The sequence below is a fragment of the Collimonas fungivorans genome (genome assembly GCF_001584145.1).
In the GTDB taxonomy this organism is placed as follows: Bacteria; Pseudomonadota; Gammaproteobacteria; order Burkholderiales; family Burkholderiaceae_D; genus Collimonas; species Collimonas fungivorans.
The window spans coordinates 3,309,438-3,328,430 of the sequence record NZ_CP013232.1 but is presented as its reverse complement, the minus strand read 5'-3'; the positions used below and the strand labels follow the sequence as shown (position 1 = coordinate 3,328,430).

Below are 18,993 nucleotides of genomic sequence, written 5' to 3'. Positions count from 1 at the left end.
CGCTGATGGAGAAACGTTTGATGCGAAAGTGGATCTGGCTGGTGTTCGGGCTGGCGTTGCTGGCGGCGCCCTGGGTGTTTCCGCAAAGCGCGGCGCTGTCGCTGCTGTCGCAGTGCGGCAGCATGATGATCCTGGCGCTTTCTTTCAACATGTTGCTCGGGCAGACCGGCATGCTGTCCTTCGGCCACGCCGTGTGCGCGGGCCTGGCGGCCTTTGCGGCAGTGCACGTGATGAACCGCTGGGCCGGCGGCAGTCCGGCCGCGCTGGCGCTGGTGCCGCTGGTCGGCGGTTGCGCCGGTTTGCTGTGCGGCGCCGTGCTCGGTTTTATCACTACCCGCAAATCGGGTACTGCCTTGTCCATGATCAGCCTGGCGCTGGTTGAACTGGCGGCGGCTGGCGCCTTGATGCTGCCGGCATGGTTCGGCGGCGAGAGCGGGATCAGCACCGATCGCGTGCTTGGTGCGCCGTTGTTCGGCATCGACTTTGCTTCACAGCTGCAGGTGTATTACCTGATCGCCGTCTGGCTGTTCGTCTGCGCCGCCGTCATGTACGGTCTGACGCGCACGCCGCTGGGCCGCATCGCCAACGCCGTGCGCGACAACCCGGAACGTGCGGCTTTCATTGGCCATGATCCGCGCCGCGTACGCTACCTGATGTTCATGCTGTCGGCGTTCTTCGCAGGTATCGGCGGCGCGCTGACCGCCATCAATTTTGAAATCGCCAGCGCCGAAAACCTGGGTTTGCTGCGTTCGGCGCAAATCCTGCTGTTTACCTTTATCGGCGGCACCGGCTATTTCTTCGGGCCGATGATAGGAGCCTTGGTCGGCGTGCTGTTTTCTGCCTTGCTTTCGACCTATACGCGAGGCTGGCAGCTGTACCTTGGCTTGCTGTTTGTGATCGTGGTGCTGTTTGCGCCCGGCGGCATCGCCGGCGTTCTGGTGCGGCTGGCCTCTGTTCGACGGCTGACGTTGTCATTTCTGCTGCCGTTTTTGCTGCGTTCTGCCGGCCTGCTGCTGTTGGCGGGCGGGTCCGTATTCTTGATTGAAATGCTGTACCGGCGGACGGCGGGCCTATGAGCGCAACCGATCTGGTTATCCTGGAACTGCGCAAGCTGCACAAGCAGTTCGGCGACACGGCTATCATCCGCGGCGCAGACCTGCAATTGAAACAAGGTGAACGGCTGGCTCTGATCGGCCCCAACGGCGCCGGGAAATCGACCTTGTTCGACCTCATCTCGGGCCGCACCGCCGCCAGCCGCGGCGAGATCCTGCTGCATGGCCGCGATATCAGCGGCCTCAGTCCATTCCAGGTCAACCGCCTCGGCCTGGCGCGCAGCTTCCAGATTACCAATATATTCCCGCAATTGAGCGTCCGGGAAAACCTGCGCGTCGCCGTATTGGCGTCGCATGGCTACCGCAATGTCTTCTGGCGCCGTTTGTCGACCCTGCGTACCGTCAGCCAGCGCACCGAAGAAGTATTGCAGTCATGCGGTTTGCATGCGCAGCGCGATATCCTGGGCGGAGACCTCAGCTATGCTGCCCAGCGCGCGCTGGAAATCGGCATCACGATCGCCGGCGACGCCGGCCTGATCCTGCTGGACGAACCGACCGCCGGCATGAGCCGGGACGAATCGGCTGCGGCCGCAGAACTGATCCGCAGCGTCAGCATCGGCAAGACCTTGCTGATGATCGAGCACGATATGGAAGTAGTGTTCGGGCTGGTGGACCGGATTGCGGTGCTGGTCGAGGGCCGGATTATCGCTTGCGACACGCCGGCGGCGATCCGCGGCAATCGCGCGGTGCAAGCAGCTTATCTCGGCAGCGCCGAAGCGGAGCCGGCAGCATGACGGCCTTGCTCGAAGTGCGTGGTTTGCACGCTTTCTACGGCCAAAGCCAGGTCTTGCACGGTGTCGATCTTGACGTCAGGGCGGGTGAAATCGTCAGCCTGCTGGGGCGCAACGGCGCCGGCCGTTCCTCGACCCTGAAAGCGCTCATGGGCATGTTGCGCAGCCACGGCTCGGTGCGTTTCAACGGCGCCGAACTGAACGGTTTGAAGACTTTCCAGATTGCCCGGCGCGGCCTGGCTTACGTGCCGGAAGAGCGGGCAGTATTTCCGACGCTGACGGTGCAGCAGAATCTGCTCCTGGGCCAGCAGCGCGAACGGGTGGCGATCGAGGAGATGTGGCAGCTGATGCCGCAGCTGGCGGCGCGCCAGCATGTGGCTGCCGGTTTGCTGTCCGGCGGCGAACAGCAGATGCTCAGCCTGTGCCGCAGCCTGATGGGCAAGCCGCGGCTGATCATGGTGGACGAACCGACCGAAGGCCTGGCGCCGCATATGGTGCAATCGGTAGCGCGGCATTTGCTGGCATTGCGGGTGCAAGGACTGGGTGTATTGCTGGTCGAGCAGAAACTCGGCATCGCGCTGGAAATCTCCGACCGCCTGCTGGTGATGGGGCACGGGCAGATCGTGTTTGCCGGGACGCCGGCCGAATTGCGCGCCAATCCGGAGATACGGCAGAAATGGCTGGAAATCTAGATTACCAGTAATCTTCCGTCACGAACTGTCCAGGCACAGCGCGCCGGCAAGGGCGCAGGCCGCGCTGGTACAGGATATCGCGGGTGGCGGTAATCATTTCAGGATTGCCGCACATCATGATGCGTGATTTCTCCACCGTGATATCCAGGCCTGCCGCGGCTTCCAGTTCTCCGCTGCTCAGCAGGGTGGTGATACGGCCTTGCAGGTTGCCGGGAGCGACCGCCTGCCGATCGCGCGTGGTGGAGCGTATCAATTGCAGCCTGGCGCCGCCGGCAGCCAGTTCCGGGCGCAGCGGCAGCGCGGACAGCAGCTCCTGGTACGCCAGCTCCTCGGTGTTCCTGACACAATGGACCAGGACCAGGTTGCGGAATTTTTTCCATACCGCCGGATCCTGCAGGATTGAGATGAACGGGCCGAGACCGGTGCCGGTGGCCAGCATCCACAGATCCTCGCCATCTACAAACCGGTCCACGGTCATGAAGCCGTAGCTGAATTTTTCCACCAGGATCGGGTAACCCGGTTTCAGGTCTTTCAACTGTTCAGTGAACAAGCCGCCGGGAACCTGCACCAGGAAATATTCCAACTCGTCTTCTGTCGCCGCCGAGGTGACCGAATAGGCACGCCACAGGGTTTCCTCGCCGGCCGTTACTCCCAGCCGGGCAAACTGACCTGGCGTGAACTGGTAGCCGGCCGGCCGCGTGGTGCGGAACGACAGCAGCTTGTCGGTCCAGTAATGCACGCTAGTGACGGTTTCCGTACTGGCCTTGAGCTGGGAAACCGGTGTTTTTGGAGGCGAGCTGCTCATGACAGGGGTTCCTGTAGTTGTTCGCCGCGGACTGTGCCGGCGGCCGGGGCGTTCGGGCGCAAGGCTTGGCGCACCGTAAAGAAAGCCAGCAGCGGGGCCGCCGCGAAACAGATGAACAGCCATTGTGCCGCATTTGCGGCGCCGGGCAAACCGCCCGGGTCAGCCAGCCCGGCCAGCGAGGTCACCATGCCGGCCAGGGCGGCGCCGATGGCGGTGGCAAACAATTGTACGGTGGTGAGCGAATAAGCGGCGAGATTGCCTTCATCCGGGGGCGCGCTGCTCAATATTTTCGCCATCAGGTGCGGCATGCCCATGCCTATGCCGAAACCGACCAGTATCAGCGCGATGCACAAGGGCAGCAGGCCGTAGTCGTTCAACGCCGCTGCCGAAGGCAGCATGAACGACAGCGCCAGCAATGCCGCGATCACCACCAGCGGCCCGGCTTTCATGACAAATTTCGCGCGGGTCCCGCCATAACTGGAGAACAGCAGCGCCGCCAAAGTCCAGCCGCAGGACATGATGCCGGTCAGGTAGCCGGCCAGCAGCGGCGAGTGGCCCTGGATCACCTGCAGGAAATACGGCACATAGATTTCGGTGGTTAGTCCCAGGATCATCAAGATCATGGTGGCGTACAGGGCGCCGATGCGGCTGCGCAGGGAAAACGCGCCGGTCGGCAGCAAACGCGTGCCACCACGCTGTTCCAGCCAGGCGATCAGGCCGACCAGCGCGATGCCGAGCAGGATGCCGCCGATATTGAAGATGGCGCTGCTGAACAGGCTGGCCGCCGACACCGACAGCACCGCCGCCGCCAGCAGCAGTATTTTCGTGATGGGAATGCTGTTCGCTTTCTCTTCCGAACGCGTTTCTACCGGAACCTTCAACGTGAACTGCACCAGCAGCGCGAGTATGACGGCTGCCGGCAGCAGCGACCAGAATGCACCGCGCCAGCTGCCGGCCTGTGCAAACATGCCGCCGATGGCGGGGCCGGATAGCGTTGAAATCCCCCACATGCCCGACATCAAGGCCATGGCGCGCGACCACAAAGGCGGCGCAAACACCACCCGGATCATGGCGTAGGACAGCGCCACCAGCACGCCGCCGCCGAAACCCTGGATGGTGCGCGCCAGCAGCAGCCATACCATGTGCGGCGCCAGCGCGCAGCCGGCCGAACCGAGCGAAAACACCAGCAACGCCAGCAGGCAGGCGGGGCGATAGCCGATCCATTCGACCAGCCGCGAAGCCAGGCCGGCGGCGATGATGGAGGCCACCACAAACAGCGAGGTGGCCCAGGCATAGTATTCCAGGCCGCCGATATCCCTGACTACCGACGGCAGGATAGTAGTGACGATATAGACGTTGGTGGCGTGCATGCCGATGCCGCCGGCCAGCGTGATGGAGCGTAAGGCGTTGCGCCCCGACAGCAGGTCCGCCCAGCTGGCGGAGGGTGCTTCGGGCGCAGTAGGGGTGACTGACATGGATGGTCCTGTTTGCAGCGTTCCGATTGAAATTTTACCGCGGCGATTGAAAGTTTACTGTGGCCGCCGATCAGAATCCGCCGGTAAATTGATATCTCGAGCCGGGATGCCACAAGGTGACCGAAGTCGCCAGCGCCTGCCGCACCCAGGTGCGGCGCGACAGCAGCAGGCAAGGTTCGCCGGCTTCCATCTGCAGCAGCTTGCGCACCGCGGCGTCCGGCATCTTCGATTCGATACCGTATTCGGCTTTGTCCAGGGGCGCGATCTGCACCATGTAGTGATTTGGCGTGATCCGGTGGAAATCCTGCTGCAGGTAATCGGGAAACAGCTGCGGATTGGTGTAGCGGTCTTCCAGCTGGATCGGGATGTCGTCGGCAAAATGCACGATCACGGAATGAAAGGCCGGCCCGTTTTCCAGCCCCAGCGCTTTTAATGCGACCGGCGCATTGCTGGCTTCCAGCGTCAGCACCTGGCTGCGGTAGCGGTGGCCGCGCGCCACCAGTTCATCGTCGATACTGTGTATCTCCACCAGGGTAGACTGGTATTTGCCAGGGGCGACGTAAGTGCCCGAACCCTGGATCCGCACCAGCATCTGGTTGTCGGTGAGTTCGCGCAGGGCGCGGTTGACCGTCATGCGCGACAGGCTGAATTGCAGCATCAGTTCGCGTTCCGAGGGAATCAGGTCGCCTGGTTTCCAGTCGCCGCTGCGTATCTGCTGCAAGACGTGGTCCTTGACCTGTTGAAATGCCGGGACTGCTTTGTTGTTTGTTGCGCCATGCATATGCAGGCTCCTACTCAAGAAATTCATCACGGATACTAACTCAGTTACCAGCGTAGTTGCCGACAAGCCAAGTATGCGAGTTCAAGTGGCCTTGAAGTCAACATAAATTTTACTTGCTTGCATAAATTCGGTTGACTAAGTTGTATAGGCATTATATTTTACTGGACTATACAACTTGCTGTTTGTTTTCCAGCGATCTTAATGATAAAGATCGGTCTGCAGCCATTTTTAAGGAGATGAGTCAACATGAGCACCAGTACAGATCCGCGGCGCGACCCTAGCCGCACCATCCGGGCCGCGCGCGGCACCACCCTGACCGCCAAGAGCTGGCTGACCGAAGCGCCGCTGCGCATGTTGATGAACAATCTCGATCCGGAAGTGGCGGAGCGGCCGAACGACCTGGTGGTCTACGGCGGCATCGGCCGCGCTGCGCGCGACTGGGCCTGCTTCGACAAGATCGTCGAGGCGCTGACCAACCTGGACGACGACCAGACCCTGCTGATCCAGTCCGGCAAGCCGGTAGGCGTATTCCAGACCCACGCCGATGCGCCTCGCGTCCTGCTGGCCAATTCCAACCTGGTGCCGAAATGGGCCAACTGGGAACATTTCAACGAACTCGACCGCAAGGGCTTGTTCATGTATGGCCAGATGACTGCCGGCAGCTGGATCTACATCGGCAGCCAAGGCATCGTGCAGGGCACGTTTGAAACCTTTGCCGAAGCCGGGCGCCAGCATTTCGGCGGCGACCTGGCGGGACGCTGGATACTGACCGCCGGCCTCGGCGGCATGGGCGGCGCCCAGCCGCTGGCGGCGACCCTGGCCGGCGCTGCCTCGCTGACGATCGAATGCAAGCAGTCCAGCATCGATTTCCGCCTGCGCACACGTTATCTCGACAAGCAGGCCAAGAACCTGGACGATGCGCTGGAGCTGATCAAATACCATACCGAACGCAAGGAAGCGATTTCCATCGGCTTGCTCGGCAATGCCGCCGAAGTGCTGCCGGAACTGGTCAGGCGCGCCAAGGCCGGCGGCATCAAGCCAGACCTGGTGACCGACCAGACTTCCGCGCACGACCTGATCAACGGTTACCTGCCGATAGGCTGGAGCGTCGAGCAATGGGTAGACGCGCAGCACGATCCGTCGCAGCAAGCCAGGCTGACTGCCGATGCTGCGCAATCCTGTGCGCAGCACGTGCAAGCGATGCTGGATTTCCATGCGATGGGCATCAAGACCGTCGACTACGGCAACAATATCCGCCAGGTTGCATTCGACCAGGGCGTCAAGAACGCCTTCGATTTCCCCGGTTTCGTGCCGGCCTATATCCGGCCGTTGTTTTGCGAAGGCAAGGGACCGTTCCGCTGGGTCGCGCTGTCCGGCGATCCCGAAGATATCTACAAGACCGACGCCAAGATCAAGGAACTGTTCCCGCAAAACAAACATGTGCACCGCTGGCTGGACATGGCGCGCGAACGCATCTCCTTCCAGGGCTTGCCGGCGCGGATCTGCTGGCTGGGACTGGGTGAGCGCCATATCGCCGGCCTCGCGTTCAACGAAATGGTGCGCACCGGTGAACTGAAGGCACCAATCGTGATTGGCCGCGACCACCTGGATACCGGTTCGGTCGCCAGCCCGAACCGCGAAACCGAAAGCATGAAGGATGGCACCGATGCGGTTTCCGACTGGCCGTTGCTGAACGCCTTGCTGAATACTTCCGGCGGCGCCACCTGGGTTTCGCTGCATCACGGCGGTGGGGTCGGCATGGGTTATTCGCAGCACGCCGGCATGGTGATCGTCGCCGATGGCACCGAGGCAGCCGCCAAGCGCCTGGCGCGAGTGCTGGTCAACGACTGCGCCTCCGGCGTGATGCGTCATGCCGATGCCGGTTATGAGGCAGCGGTCGAATGCGCCAAGCGTCATAAGCTGAATCTGCCGATGATTAATCGTTGATATTGCGCTGATAGCGCTGACGAATGCTGCGCCGTTGCCATATACCTAAAACAGCGGGCAACGGCGGCGCCAGATAAGCGGGAACTAAGCAGGAACCCAAGCAGGAACCCAAGCAGGAGACGTTTCATGGAAATAAGCCAGGCTGAGACCAGCCTTCCGGTTGCGGAAAAAGCAGCGCCGCCGGCGTTTGCGGCCAGCGGAAAGATAGGGCGCGCCAAGGCGGTTGCCGCCATCACCATCGGCAACGGCCTCGAATACTTCGAGTTCACTTCGTATAGCTTTTTCGCCATCATCATCGGCAAACTGTATTTTCCGGCGGATGGCGATATCGCCCAGCTGCTGCTGGTCACCGCCACTTTCGGCATCGGATTCGTGGCAAGGCCTATAGGCGGCCTGTTGCTGGGCGCCTACGCCGACCGCGTCGGCCGCAAGGCGGCGATGACCTTGACCTTGCAACTCATGGCGCTCGGTTCGGCGATGATCGTTTTTGCCCCGACCTATGCCCAGATCGGACTCGCCGCGCCGTTGCTGATCGTGGCGGCGCGCCTGGTCCAGGGTTTCGCGCTGGGCGGCGAGATCGGCGCTTCGACTTCCTTGCTGATGGAATATGCCGATAACCGCTCGCGCGGATTCTATGGCGGTTTGCAAGCTGTCAGCCAGAACCTGAGCGCTTTGCTGGGGGCGCTGACCGGCTTGCTCCTGACTACCATCCTGACTACTGAATCGCTGGAAGGGTGGGGCTGGCGTATTCCGTTTGCGATCGGTTTGCTGATGGGCCCGCTAGGCGTGTTCATCCGCCGCAACCTGCATGAAACGCTGGACGACGGCCCCCCCGGGCCTGACAAGCGCAGGCAAGGCAATGCGATCAGCAAGGTGTTTGCGCACCACAAAAAGGAAATTGCGGCCGGTATCTTGCTGACCATGGGCAACACGGCGGCGATCTACATCACTCTGTACTACATACCGACTTACGCTACAAAGATCCTGCACATGTCGATGTCGGCCGGATTGGCAGCCGCCTGTGTTGCAGCGGCGGTGGCCGCATTGGTGGCGCCGCTGGCCGGCATGCTGTCCGACCGGGCCGGCCGCAAGAAAGTGTTTGCGGCATTCTGCGTGCTGCTGGCGCTGGTGATTTATCCCGCGTTTGCGCTGATCAACGCGCATGCGGAGCTCGCCGTATTGCTGCCGGCTATCGCGGTCCTGTCGCTGTTGACTACCTTCATTGCGGTGCCCGGCCTGGTGATGCTGCCGGAACTGTTTCCGCGGCCGGTGCGCGTCACCGGCATGTCGGTGGTGTACTGTGTCGGCGTTTCCATCTTCGGCGGTTTTGCGCCGTTTTTCGCGACCGAACTGATGGCGCTGTCCGGCAGCAACCTGGCGCCTTCGTGGTATGTCATCGGCTGCGCCCTGATCGCACTGCTGTCGCTGCCCCTGATACAAGACAAGGCGGGCCTGCCCCTGGACTGAATCCGGAAGGCGAGGCTTGACCACAGTTGTAAAATCGATTCCTGCATCACGCTAATTTGAAAGAAATGACCATGAAAACACCGTTGACTCTGCAACCAGGAAAAATGTCGTTGGCAGAGATCCGCCGCATCTGGGCCGAAGCCGTGCCGCTCGAATTGCCGCCGGCGGCGTATGCCGCCATCAATGCTTCCGCCGCCACCGTGGCCCGGATCGTCGAACGCGGCGATGCCGCCTACGGCATCAATACCGGCTTCGGCAAGCTGGCCAAGACCCGCATCCCGGACGAACAGCTGGAACTGCTGCAACGTAACCTGATCCTGTCGCACTCGGTCGGCACCGGCGACCTGATCGACGATGGCGCCGTGCGTCTTATCCTGGCCATGAAGATCGGCAGCCTGGCGCGCGGTTTCTCGGGTATCCGGGCCCAGGTGATCGATACCCTGCTGGCGATCTACAACGCCGGCATCATGCCTTGCATCCCGGTCAAGGGTTCGGTCGGCGCCTCCGGCGACCTGGCGCCCTTGTCGCACATGACCCTGGCGATACTGGGCGAAGGCCAGGTCCGGGTCGACGGCAAGCTGGTCGACGCCAAGGAAGCGCTGGCCAAGGCAGGTATCGCACCTATCGTGCTGGCGGCCAAGGAAGGGCTGGCGCTGATCAACGGCACCCAGGTTTCGACCGCGTTGACCTTGAACGGCCTGTTCCTGGCCGAGCGCGTGCTGGAAGCCGCCACCGTCACCGGCGCGCTGGCGGTCGACGCCGCCCGCGGCAGCGATGCGCCGTTCGATCCGCGCGTGCATGAAGTGCGCGGCCAGCCGGGCAGATCGCCACCGCCAAGATTTACCGCCAGCTGCTGAGCGGCAGCGCCATCCGCCAGTCGCACCTGGTCAACGATGAACGGGTGCAGGATCCGTACAGCTTGCGCTGCCAGCCGCAGGTGATGGGCGCCTGCGTCGACCTGATCGGCAATGCCGCGCGCACCTTGCTGATCGAAGCCAATGCCGTCACCGACAATCCGCTGATTTATGCCGAACATGACGAAGTCATCTCCGGCGGCAATTTCCACGCCGAGCCGGTTGCGTTTGCAGCCGACACGCTGGCGCTGGCGATTGCCGAAATCGGCGCCTTGTCGGAGCGCCGCATCGCTCTGCTGATCGATTCTTCCTTGTCGAGCCTGCCGCCGTTCCTGGTGCAGTCGTCCGGCCTTAATTCCGGGTTCATGATCGCCCATGTCACCGCGGCGGCGCTGGCGTCCGAGAACAAATCGCTGGCGCATCCGGCCAGCGTCGACAGCCTGCCGACTTCCGCCAACCAGGAAGACCATGTCAGCATGGCGACTTTCGCCGGCCGCCGCCTGCACGAGATGGCGCACAATACCGCTACCATCGTCGCCATCGAATTGCTGGCGGCGGCGCAGGGCGTGGATTGTCATTTGCCGCTGACGACTTCGCCTTTGCTGGACGAGGTGCAACAGCGTTTGCGCAAGCAGGTCGCGTTCTACGACAAGGACCGTTTCTTCGCGCCGGATATCGAAGCTGCCAAGCAACTGGTGCTGCAGGGCGCGGTCAGCGGCAGCTGCCACGCCTTGTTTGCCGGCCTGTACGGTCAGTAACATGCGGCGGCTCAAGTTCGAGGAGCTGCAAGCCACGCCGTGGAAAAACGGCGGCGGCGTCACGCGCGAGCTGCACGGCTATCCGGCAGGCGCCTCATTCGATGCTTTTTTATGGCGAGTGAGCATTGCCGATGTCAGCCAGTCGGGCGCCTTTTCCAGTTTTCCTGGCGTTGACCGGGTGATTACCTTGCTGGAGGGCGAGGGTATGCAGCTGTTTTCGGCTGGCTGCGAACCGGTCTTGTTGCTGCCTTTGCAACCGCACCGCTTTCGCGGCGAGGAGCAGGTCAGCGCGCGGCTGGAAGGCGGCCCTTGCCAGGATTTCAACCTGATGCTGCGGCGCGGCGCGGCTGGCGGCGAAGTCAGCGTCTGGCATGCGGACCAGGACCAGGATCAAGAACTGCGGCAAGGCTGCAGCCTGCTGTTTTGCGTGCAAGGCCGCTGGGATGTGCTGACCGAGAACGGTGAACAGACAACGCTGGAGCCGCGCCAGACCTTGGTGTGCGACGAACGGCCAGGCGCGCTGGCGTTGCGTTCGCTGCAAGCCGGCAGTATCGTTATCGGTGTCAGCATCAATCTGCTATAGGAAAATCAGTATGCCGCAGAGTCAAATTGAAGCAGGCCGGTTAGCCGAGGGCATCTGGCACAAGGCCAGGATCGCGCCCGCCGGCAACCCCGATCAAGTCATCCTCGACGGCGCCATGGTGGTGCGCGACGGCCTGATCGCCTGGATCGGCAGCGAGCCAGAGCTGCCGGCCGAGTTCAGGCAAGCGGAGCTGGCATACCACGATGCCGGCAACCGCTGGATCACGCCTGGCTTGATCGACTGCCATACCCACCTGGTGTATGGCGGCAACCGCGCCGACGAATTCGCCATGCGCCTGGCAGGCGCCAGTTATGAAGAAATCGCCAGGAGCGGCGGCGGCATTGTATCGACCGTGCGCGCTACCCGTGAAGCCAGTGAAGACAGCTTGTTCCGGCAATCAGCGCGGCGCCTGGAGGCTTTGCTGGCGGAAGGCGTCACCACGATTGAAATCAAATCCGGCTACGGCCTCGACCTGCAGACCGAACGCAAGATGCTGCGGGTGGCGCGGCGCCTGGGCGAATCTTATCCAGTCACCGTCTACACCACCTTCCTTGGCGCCCACGCCTTGCCGACGGAATACCAGGGCCGCGCCGACGACTACATCAGACTGGTGTGCGACGAGATGCTGCCGGCCTTGCATGCGGAAGGGTTGATTGACGCAGTCGACGTGTTTTGCGAGAACATCGGCTTTTCCGTGGCGCAGAGCGAACAGGTGTTCATTGCTGCCGGCAAGCTCGGGCTGCCGCTGAAGATGCACGCCGACCAGCTCTCGAATATCGGCGCGACCCAGCTGGCGACGGGCTTCAAGGCGCTGTCGGTCGATCATCTCGAACACCTGAATGAAGCGGACGTGGCGGCTATGCAGCAAAGCGGCACGGTCGCCGTGCTGCTGCCTGGCGCCTATTATTTCATCCGTGAAACCAAACAACCGCCGCTGGAACTGTTGCGGCGCTACCGGATTCCTGTCGCGATTTCCACCGACAGCAATCCGGGCACCTCGCCCAGTACTTCCTTGCTGCTGATGCTTAACATGTCTTGCACCTTGTTCCGTATGACAGCGGCGGAAGCGCTGATGGGGGTAACCGCCAACGCCGCGCTGGCGCTTGGAAAGGCGGACCGCCACGGTTTGCTGGCGGCCGGACGTGCCGCCGACTTCGTGCTCTGGTCAGTGGAATCGCTGGCGGAACTTGCCTACTGGTCGGGACTCAATCCCTGCAGCGCGATAGTGCGCGGCGGCAGATTCAGTCAGTATTGAGCACCGTCTCGCGAAAGGAAATGTCATGAAACAAGTGATCGCCGACCATGCCCTGTTGCCTGAAGGCTGGCGCAACAATGTCCTGCTGGAGTGGGACGACAACGGCCTCCTGACCCGCGTCATCCCCGATTCCGATGCTGTCGCCCTGGCTGTTACAGGCACGGTATTGCCCGGCATCGCCAACCTGCATTCGCACGCATTCCAGCGGGCGATGGCGGGGCTGACCGAATTCCGCTCCAATCCTAACGACAGTTTCTGGAGCTGGCGCACCCTGATGTACAAGTTCGCCGGCAAGCTGGCGCCGGCCGACCTCAAGGCGATTGCGGTCCAGCTGTACATCGAGATGCTGCAGGCCGGCTACACCTCAGTCTGCGAATTCCATTACCTGCATCACGACAAGGATGGCAAGCCTTACGCCAATCCGGCCGAAAACCTGGTGTGCCTGATCGAAGCGGCGCAGGAGGTCGGCATCGGCCTGACCTTGCTGCCGGTGATGTACCAGTACAGCGGTTTCGGCGCCCAGGCGCCGCATGCCGGGCAGGCGCGTTTCATCAATTCGCCGGAATGGATCATCGATGTATTGCAACGCTTGCAGGCGGCGCATCCGCAGCATGCCGGCTTGCGTTACGGCGTTGCGCCGCATTCCTTGCGTGCGGTTTCGCCGCAATCGCTGCTGCAGCTGCTGACGCTGCTCGGCCAATGGGATGCGCAAGCGCCCGTGCATATCCACATCGCTGAACAGAACAAGGAAGTTGAAGACTGCGTCGCCGCTTTAAGCGCGCGGCCGGTGGCCTGGCTGCTGGAGAATGTCGAGGTCGACCGCCGCTGGTGCCTGGTGCACGCTACCCACATGACTACTGCCGAAACGGAAAAACTGGCGCGCAGCGGCGCGGTCGCCGGCATCTGCCCGACTACCGAAGCCAACCTGGGCGACGGCATCTTCAATGGCGTTGCCTATGCCGGCGCCGATGGCGTGTGGGGCATAGGGTCCGACAGCCACATCAGCACCAGCGTCAGCGAAGAACTGCGTTTGTATGAATACAGCCAGCGCCTGCAGCACCGCCAGCGCAACATGCTGGTCGGAAGCGGTAATGACGGCGCCGCGGTGGGCGGTTATCTGTATCGGCAAGCCCTGCGCGGCGGCGCTGCCGCCAGCGGCCGTCCGGTGGGCGGCCTGGAAATCGGGCAGCGCGCCGACTTGCTGGTGCTGGACCCGCTGCATGCGGACCTGAGCGGCAAGCACGGCGATCAGCTGCTCGACAGTTTTGTGTTTTGCCAGCACGGACAAACGCCGGTGCGCGATGTCATGGTCGGCGGCCATTGGGTCATTCGCGACCATAAGCATGGCCGGCAGGAACAGAGCGCCACTGCTTATGCTGGCGCCATGAAGAAGTTGCTGGATTAAGAGTTGCTGGATTAAGGATAGACGATGAGCTTGCCTGTGGAAAAATTCCTGTTTCATCGCGGCAGATTGCCGCTGCTGGTGTCGATGCCGCATGCGGGGGAATACATCCCGCCCGATATCGCTGCCGGCATGAGCGCCGCGGCACTGGAGATTGCCGATACCGACTGGCACATGCCGCGCTTATATGATTTCCTGCAGGAGTTGGGCGCCTCGGTCCTGGTGGCGACCCATTCGCGTTACGTGATCGACCTGAACCGGCCGGAGGACAATGTCAACCTTTACCCGGGGCAGGATACGACGGGGCTGTGCCCGCTGGATACCTTTCACAAGCAAGCCTTGTATCAGGCCGGGAAAAATCCCGACGAGGCCGAAGTACAGCGCCGCATCACGCAATACTGGCGTCCTTATCACCAGCAGCTGGAGCAGGAGCTGCAGCGCATGCGCGCTGAACACGGCGTGGCGATGCTGTGGGATGCGCATTCCATCGCATCGGTGGTGCCGCGTTTCTTCGAAGGGCGTTTACCCGACCTTAACCTGGGCACCGGCGCCGGCAGCTCGTGCGCGCCGGAACTGACGCAGCAATTGCAGGCGATCGCCGCCCAGGCTGCCGAGGCGGGCTACAGCCATGCAGTGAACGGCCGTTTCAAGGGCGGCCACATTACGCGCCACTACGGCAAGCCGCAACAGAACATCCATGCAGTGCAGCTGGAACAGGCGCAACTCACCTATATGGAAGAGCAACTGCCGTTTGCTTTCGACGAACAGCGTGCGGCGCAGGTGCGGCCGACTTTGCGGCGTTTCATGGAAGTGATGCTGGCCTGGGCAGAAAGCCACGCATCGGACTGATTTCTTATAACCAGTAACCGAGCGAGCGCGCCGCCCATTCCTTGATGTGTTCGGAAAACGGCCGCTGCTGCCATTGCTCCAGCGTGATTTGCTGCGAGCCGCGGATGTCTTCGCGGAAGGCTTTTTCCATTTCGCGGCCAAACTGCTCGTCGATGACGATCACGTTGGCTTCATAATTGTGGAGGAAGCTGCGGATGTCCAGGTTGGCGGAGCCGACGGTGGACCAGCTGCCATCGATCACGGCGGTTTTGGCGTGCAGCACTGCAACCTGCAGCTGATAAATGCGGATGCCGGCGCCCAGCAATTGCGTATAAAACGATTGGCCGGCATGGAACATCAGGCCGATATCGGTCACGCTCGGCAAGATCAGGGTGACGTCGACGCCGCGCCTGGCCGCGGCCACCAGCGCATCTACCAGCTGGCGGTCGGGAGTGAAGTAGGGCGTGGTGATGTGTATGCTTTTGCGCGCTTGCTGGATCGCCAGGATATAGGCCTTGTAAAGGCTGTAGTCGCTGTCGGGCTGGGTGCTCAGCACATGCACCGTCTTGTCGCCGGCGCTGTCCAGTTTGGGAAAATAATCGAGGTCCGGCAAATCTTCCGCGTGCTGCGTGCCCCAGGTTTGCAGGAACAGCAATTGCAGGGAAGCGACTGCCGGCCCTTCGATCTGCAGGTGGGTATCGCGCCAGCCGATGGTTCCTGGACCTGCGCCTGTGCTGGTACGACGGCGCGAGCGGAACAGCGAGCTGTTGGCATACGCGGCGCTGATGTTGACGCCGCCGGTAAAACCGATCTTGCCGTCCACCACCAGTATCTTGCGGTGATCCCGATGGTTCAGTTGCCAGCGGCCGAAACGCTTGAGCGGGTTGACCGGATTGAATTCGATCAGCTTGATGCCGGCGGCGCGCATGCGCTCGAAAAATTCGGCGGGCGTGCCGATGCTGCCGACGCTGTCATAGATGATGTTGACTTGGACCCCGGCGCGCTGCTTTTCAATCAGCAGGTCGGCAAACTGCAGGCCGAGCTGGTCCTGGTCGAAAATATAGGTTTCAAAATTGATCGTGCTTTTGGCCTGTTGTATGGCGGCCATCATCGCTGTCATGGTCTCCGGTCCGTCGAACAGCAGGGTGACCTTGTTGCCCTTGATCAGCGGGCTGCCGGTCACCGCTTCTTCCATTGCGGCTAGCGTGTTGAGGCGAGCCGAGGCGTTCACTGCACCGCTGCTGGCTGCGGATACCTGCGATACCGACGCGCTCAGGTTGCTGACGTCGGGCAAGGTCGAGCAAGCCGCGGTCAGGACGCACAGCAGCGCGGCGGCAAATCGCAGAAACAATCGTAGAAACAATCCTTGCAACTGAGTGTTCAGCATGTTTTTAGACCTTGCGGCGGGTTCAAATATATTGCCGTTCGGATACTACCGTGTTGCGCCGGTTCTTGCTTGACTAGTCGTATTGCGGGCCGTGCGGCCCGCAACGTCTGTTTTTAATAGTTAAACGCTAGGCTTGTCCTCTTCCATCGGCGCCAGCCTTTTTGGTGGAATGAAAAAATCCTTGGGACCTTTCCTGAAGCGCGTGAACACCCCTTTAGCCAGCGCCAGTCCATGGCGGAAGCGCACCTGGCGCGCGCGTAAGGCGACGAATAGTGCCAGCGAAAAACTGACCCACAGGTTGACCGTGCCTATCCCCAGCACGCCGATGACCGAAACGGCCGCGGTTTGCCAGCTCATGTGGTTGTCGAGGCCGACCAGGGCGGTGGCGAAATTGGTCGCCGAAAACGTGATGTGGCGGATGTCGATCGGCAGGCCTAGCATGAAACCAACGGTGCCGATGGTGCCGAGCAGGATGCCGAAGTAGAAATTCCCCATCAGGCCGCCCAGGTTGCGCTCCAGGTATTCGCCGAAGCGGGCCAGCCGCTCCTGGCCCAGCAGCTTGCGCAGCCAGTGCGCGCGCGCCACGCGTTGCGCCATATGGGTATAGAGCGCCTTGTTGTCGTAGTAGCCCGAGATCAGGCCGGCCAGGAACAGGCAGACGCCGGCGATCGCCGCATGGAACAGCGCCAGGCTGGCGAACGGATCGATATCGTGCAGCAGGTGCGCCGCCTTGTCGGGCGTCACCAGGTGATGGCCGAACAGCGCCTGGTAGCCGAGGGCGATCAGGTAAGCCACCGGAAAAGCCAGCAACAGGTTGCCGGCGACCGCAATGAATTGCGTGCGGATCACCTTGACGATCAGTTCCACCAGGCTGTCGAGGTCGATATTGCGGCCGTCGCGGCTTTGCAGGCCGGAAGCGATGCGCGACGCCGTCATCGCCGGCTGCTTGGTGGCGACCGTGAAATGCAGGACATGGATCAGCATGAAACCGAACGAGTAGTTCATGCTGAACAAGAACGCTTCCACCAGCGGCGCGGCGCGCAGGTAGGACGCCAGGATCTTCAGCAGCGACATGAAACCGATGATCAGGCCGGCGCCGGAGGCGGAGCGGAACATCGCGCCGTATTCGGAGCGGTCTTCGGCGATATAGTGTTCGCCGGTGCGGCTGGCGTTCTCGGTGACGTTGCGCGCCAGCAGGTTGATATTGTCGGCGAACAGTTCGCGCACTGCGTATTTGCGGTTATGGCCTTCGATAAGTTCCTGGCCCAGCGCCAGCGCCTGGCTGCGTTTGGCGAGTTGCCTGGCCTCGGCGGCGCCAGGCTCGGACGCGGCATCCGCCTGGTTAGCCTCGGCCGGGCCGACATCGACCAGGTCCAGCAGCTTGCGCAGGCGCGCGATGCTTTGCTCCAGCCGCACCAGCAGGTAGGTGAGGGAGACGCTGCTGCCCATGCGCAAGGCGTTCTTGCGGATCTTGAGGACGATGGTTTCGCACTGGTCCAGCATCACCGACAGATGGCGGGCGTCTTCCAGCGGCGGCAGCTCGCCCTGGTCGAAGGCCGAGTCCGCCGCCGCCAGATGGCGGCGATAGCTGTTCAGGTAAAGGTGCAGCTCGACGTTCTGCATCAGGAACGGCGACTCGAACTCGTCGATGCTGGGATAGAGCCGCAGCAGCGCCGGCTCCAGCCCCATGGCGCTGATGCGGTAGGACAGGGTCTGGATCGCCTCCAGCAGTTCGCCCACGGTCTTGTGGCGGTCGACGGCGTCGCTGGCGGCGTTGTTCTCGGCGTCGGTATACGGAGCGGCCTGGCTCAGCAGGTCGAACAGGCTCAGCCAGTCTGCCGCGGGTACGGCGTTGATCCACAGGTAATCGGTTTCCACCGGCAGCAGGCGGTCGAGGCAATCGCGCAGGTAGTTTTCATCCAGCGCCGGCGGCAGCATGCGGAACGACAGGCGCTGGAACAGTTCGGTAAAAAAGCCGGCGTTCGGCAGGATGCCGGTGTCGGTGTAGAGGCTGATCTGGCGCCGCGTCGAAAACAGCCGCAGGATATAGTGGCGCAGGGCGCTGGCCTGTAGCGGTTCGCCATGCAGCAATTGCACCAGCACCCGCACGTTCTCTGCCGCTTCCTGTCCGAGCCCCGGCTTGCTGGGGCGCAGGGTCTTTATCAAGGCCACCAGATGGTCGATATTGTCAGAGTTGGGGTCGGCGGTGATGAGTTTTAGTGTTGATAGCATGCAAAGTTTTATAAAATGCGAAGTCGACAGTGTACGGTTAGTTTATCGAAATCGGTTGTGAACGAATGTTATGTTTTGATTTATCGCTGAAAGAGTCCATGAAATTTTCCAAAACTCCCTCCTTGGGCAAATTCCTTGCCAGCTTGTTCCTGTTATTTCTGCTGGCGGGCTGCCAGAGCATGGCGCCGGCGCGCGCTGCCGATGCTGCGCAGGTCGATCACTTGCTGACGCTGATAGACCAGCGGCTGGCGGTCGCTCCCATGGTCGCCAAGGCCAAATGGAATTCCGGCGGTGCCATCAACGATCCGCCGCGCGAGCAATTGATACTGGATGCCGTGGTAGCCCAGGCCAAGGGGCTGGATCCGGTGTTTGCCCGGCGTTTCTTCCAGGCCCAGTTCGACGCCAGCAAAGCCATGCAGCTCGGACTGCATGCGCAGTGGCGCCAGCAAGGCAAGGGCCGTTTCGACGACGCGCCGGACCTGGGACGCGATGTGCGGCCGGTGCTGGACCAGCTGACGCCTGCACTGATCGCAGTGCTCGAAAAGATCCAGCCGATGCTGGCGCAGCCAGGCATGCCGGCCTACATCGCAATGCGTTCAAAGGTTCTGGTGCGCGGCGACCTGGACGGCGAGCCGCGTCGGGCAGCGCTGCAGGGCTGGCTGAAAGACTAGAGCCCGGCCGGGC

Annotated in this window: 15 protein-coding genes and 1 pseudogene; 11 read left to right on the top strand and 5 right to left on the bottom strand. The window is 62.0% G+C overall.

The genetic code is table 11. The features are described from left to right. Window positions 1-20 precede the first annotated feature (20 nt). From CFter6_RS14160 to CFter6_RS14150, 3 genes are read left to right on the top strand one after another with little or no spacing between them, the layout of a single operon-like run. A complete protein-coding gene (locus tag CFter6_RS14160; protein WP_236904273.1) occupies window positions 21-1,076 on the top strand; it encodes a branched-chain amino acid ABC transporter permease in 1,056 nt (351 codons plus the stop codon). Then, a complete protein-coding gene (locus tag CFter6_RS14155) occupies window positions 1,073-1,846 on the top strand; it encodes an ABC transporter ATP-binding protein (RefSeq protein ID WP_061540479.1) in 774 nt (257 codons plus the stop codon). Before CFter6_RS14160 ends, CFter6_RS14155 begins: the two co-directional genes overlap by 4 nt. Continuing rightward, window positions 1,843-2,535 carry an ABC transporter ATP-binding protein gene (locus tag CFter6_RS14150; protein ID WP_205631397.1) on the top strand — a complete coding sequence of 231 codons (693 nt, stop codon included), beginning with the start codon at window positions 1,843-1,845 and terminating at the stop codon, window positions 2,533-2,535. The genes CFter6_RS14155 and CFter6_RS14150 overlap by 4 nt, the downstream gene beginning before the upstream one ends. Window position 2,536: 1 nt before the next feature. Here the strand turns inward: CFter6_RS14150 and CFter6_RS14145 are convergent, their stop codons facing one another. The 3 genes from CFter6_RS14145 to hutC all read right to left on the bottom strand — a co-directional run bounded on the left by CFter6_RS14145 (window position 2,537) and on the right by hutC (window position 5,596). Then, window positions 2,537-3,340 carry a ferredoxin--NADP reductase gene (locus tag CFter6_RS14145; protein ID WP_061540478.1) on the bottom strand — a complete coding sequence of 268 codons (804 nt, stop codon included), beginning with the start codon at window positions 3,338-3,340 and terminating at the stop codon, window positions 2,537-2,539. Beyond that, the gene (locus tag CFter6_RS14140; protein ID WP_061540477.1) at window positions 3,337-4,815 is read right to left on the bottom strand and encodes an MFS transporter; all 1,479 of its coding nucleotides are present in this window, start codon (window positions 4,813-4,815) and stop codon (window positions 3,337-3,339) included. Before CFter6_RS14140 ends, CFter6_RS14145 begins: the two co-directional genes overlap by 4 nt. 70 nt (window positions 4,816-4,885) lie before the next feature. Next, the gene (hutC, locus tag CFter6_RS14135; RefSeq protein WP_061540476.1) at window positions 4,886-5,596 is read right to left on the bottom strand and encodes a histidine utilization repressor; all 711 of its coding nucleotides are present in this window, start codon (window positions 5,594-5,596) and stop codon (window positions 4,886-4,888) included. A 246-nt stretch (window positions 5,597-5,842) separates the two neighbouring features. Between hutC and hutU the strand changes: the two genes are divergently transcribed. From hutU to hutG, 7 genes and pseudogenes are all read left to right on the top strand, one after another. Next, window positions 5,843-7,543 (top strand): urocanate hydratase, encoded by a 1,701-nt coding sequence (gene hutU / locus CFter6_RS14130; protein ID WP_061540475.1) that lies wholly within the window; start codon window positions 5,843-5,845, stop codon window positions 7,541-7,543. 126 nt (window positions 7,544-7,669) lie between these two features. Continuing rightward, a complete protein-coding gene (locus CFter6_RS14125; protein WP_061540474.1) occupies window positions 7,670-9,010 on the top strand; it encodes an MFS transporter in 1,341 nt (446 codons plus the stop codon). A 65-nt stretch (window positions 9,011-9,075) separates the two neighbouring features. After that, window positions 9,076-10,622, top strand: a pseudogene (gene hutH, locus CFter6_RS14120) (histidine ammonia-lyase). A gap of 1 nt (window position 10,623) precedes the next feature. Continuing rightward, complete coding sequence (locus CFter6_RS14115; protein ID WP_061540473.1) at window positions 10,624-11,205, top strand: HutD/Ves family protein; 582 nt, start codon at window positions 10,624-10,626, stop codon at window positions 11,203-11,205. A 10-nt stretch (window positions 11,206-11,215) separates the two neighbouring features. After that, window positions 11,216-12,460 (top strand): imidazolonepropionase, encoded by a 1,245-nt coding sequence (hutI, locus tag CFter6_RS14110; RefSeq protein ID WP_061540472.1) that lies wholly within the window; start codon window positions 11,216-11,218, stop codon window positions 12,458-12,460. A 25-nt stretch (window positions 12,461-12,485) separates the two neighbouring features. After that, window positions 12,486-13,865 carry a formimidoylglutamate deiminase gene (locus CFter6_RS14105; RefSeq protein WP_061540471.1) on the top strand — a complete coding sequence of 460 codons (1,380 nt, stop codon included), beginning with the start codon at window positions 12,486-12,488 and terminating at the stop codon, window positions 13,863-13,865. Between the two features lie 24 nt (window positions 13,866-13,889). Further along, window positions 13,890-14,711: an N-formylglutamate deformylase gene (gene hutG, locus CFter6_RS14100; RefSeq protein ID WP_061540470.1), complete on the top strand. Its 822-nt coding sequence runs from the start codon at window positions 13,890-13,892 to the stop codon at window positions 14,709-14,711. 4 nt (window positions 14,712-14,715) lie between these two features. Here hutG and cls read toward each other — a convergent pair whose 3' ends face one another. Then, a complete protein-coding gene (cls, locus tag CFter6_RS14095; RefSeq protein WP_061540469.1) occupies window positions 14,716-16,077 on the bottom strand; it encodes a cardiolipin synthase in 1,362 nt (453 codons plus the stop codon). A gap of 120 nt (window positions 16,078-16,197) precedes the next feature. Further along, window positions 16,198-18,309 (bottom strand): site-specific recombinase, encoded by a 2,112-nt coding sequence (locus CFter6_RS14090; RefSeq protein WP_061540468.1) that lies wholly within the window; start codon window positions 18,307-18,309, stop codon window positions 16,198-16,200. A 98-nt stretch (window positions 18,310-18,407) separates the two neighbouring features. Here CFter6_RS14090 and aroQ point away from each other — a divergent pair, with 98 nt between their 5' ends. Further along, the gene (aroQ, locus tag CFter6_RS14085; RefSeq protein WP_150118769.1) at window positions 18,408-18,980 is read left to right on the top strand and encodes a gamma subclass chorismate mutase AroQ; all 573 of its coding nucleotides are present in this window, start codon (window positions 18,408-18,410) and stop codon (window positions 18,978-18,980) included. Window positions 18,981-18,993: the final 13 nt, after the last annotated feature.

What these genes read in the sequence shown, in the direction of transcription:
- CFter6_RS14160 (WP_236904273.1), top strand. Translation starts at nt 21, where the DNA reads ATGCGAAAGTGGATCTGGCTGGTGTTCGGGCTGGCGTTGCTGGCGGCG.
- CFter6_RS14155 (WP_061540479.1), top strand. Translation starts at nt 1,073, where the DNA reads ATGAGCGCAACCGATCTGGTTATCCTGGAACTGCGCAAGCTGCACAAG.
- CFter6_RS14150 (WP_205631397.1), top strand. Translation starts at nt 1,843, where the DNA reads ATGACGGCCTTGCTCGAAGTGCGTGGTTTGCACGCTTTCTACGGCCAA.
- CFter6_RS14145 (WP_061540478.1), bottom strand. Translation starts at nt 3,340, where the DNA reads ATGAGCAGCTCGCCTCCAAAAACACCGGTTTCCCAGCTCAAGGCCAGT.
- CFter6_RS14140 (WP_061540477.1), bottom strand. Translation starts at nt 4,815, where the DNA reads ATGTCAGTCACCCCTACTGCGCCCGAAGCACCCTCCGCCAGCTGGGCG.
- hutC (WP_061540476.1), bottom strand. Translation starts at nt 5,596, where the DNA reads ATGCATGGCGCAACAAACAACAAAGCAGTCCCGGCATTTCAACAGGTC.
- hutU (WP_061540475.1), top strand. Translation starts at nt 5,843, where the DNA reads ATGAGCACCAGTACAGATCCGCGGCGCGACCCTAGCCGCACCATCCGG.
- CFter6_RS14125 (WP_061540474.1), top strand. Translation starts at nt 7,670, where the DNA reads ATGGAAATAAGCCAGGCTGAGACCAGCCTTCCGGTTGCGGAAAAAGCA.
- CFter6_RS14115 (WP_061540473.1), top strand. Translation starts at nt 10,624, where the DNA reads ATGCGGCGGCTCAAGTTCGAGGAGCTGCAAGCCACGCCGTGGAAAAAC.
- hutI (WP_061540472.1), top strand. Translation starts at nt 11,216, where the DNA reads ATGCCGCAGAGTCAAATTGAAGCAGGCCGGTTAGCCGAGGGCATCTGG.
- CFter6_RS14105 (WP_061540471.1), top strand. Translation starts at nt 12,486, where the DNA reads ATGAAACAAGTGATCGCCGACCATGCCCTGTTGCCTGAAGGCTGGCGC.
- hutG (WP_061540470.1), top strand. Translation starts at nt 13,890, where the DNA reads ATGAGCTTGCCTGTGGAAAAATTCCTGTTTCATCGCGGCAGATTGCCG.
- cls (WP_061540469.1), bottom strand. Translation starts at nt 16,077, where the DNA reads ATGCTGAACACTCAGTTGCAAGGATTGTTTCTACGATTGTTTCTGCGA.
- CFter6_RS14090 (WP_061540468.1), bottom strand. Translation starts at nt 18,309, where the DNA reads ATGCTATCAACACTAAAACTCATCACCGCCGACCCCAACTCTGACAAT.
- aroQ (WP_150118769.1), top strand. Translation starts at nt 18,408, where the DNA reads ATGAAATTTTCCAAAACTCCCTCCTTGGGCAAATTCCTTGCCAGCTTG.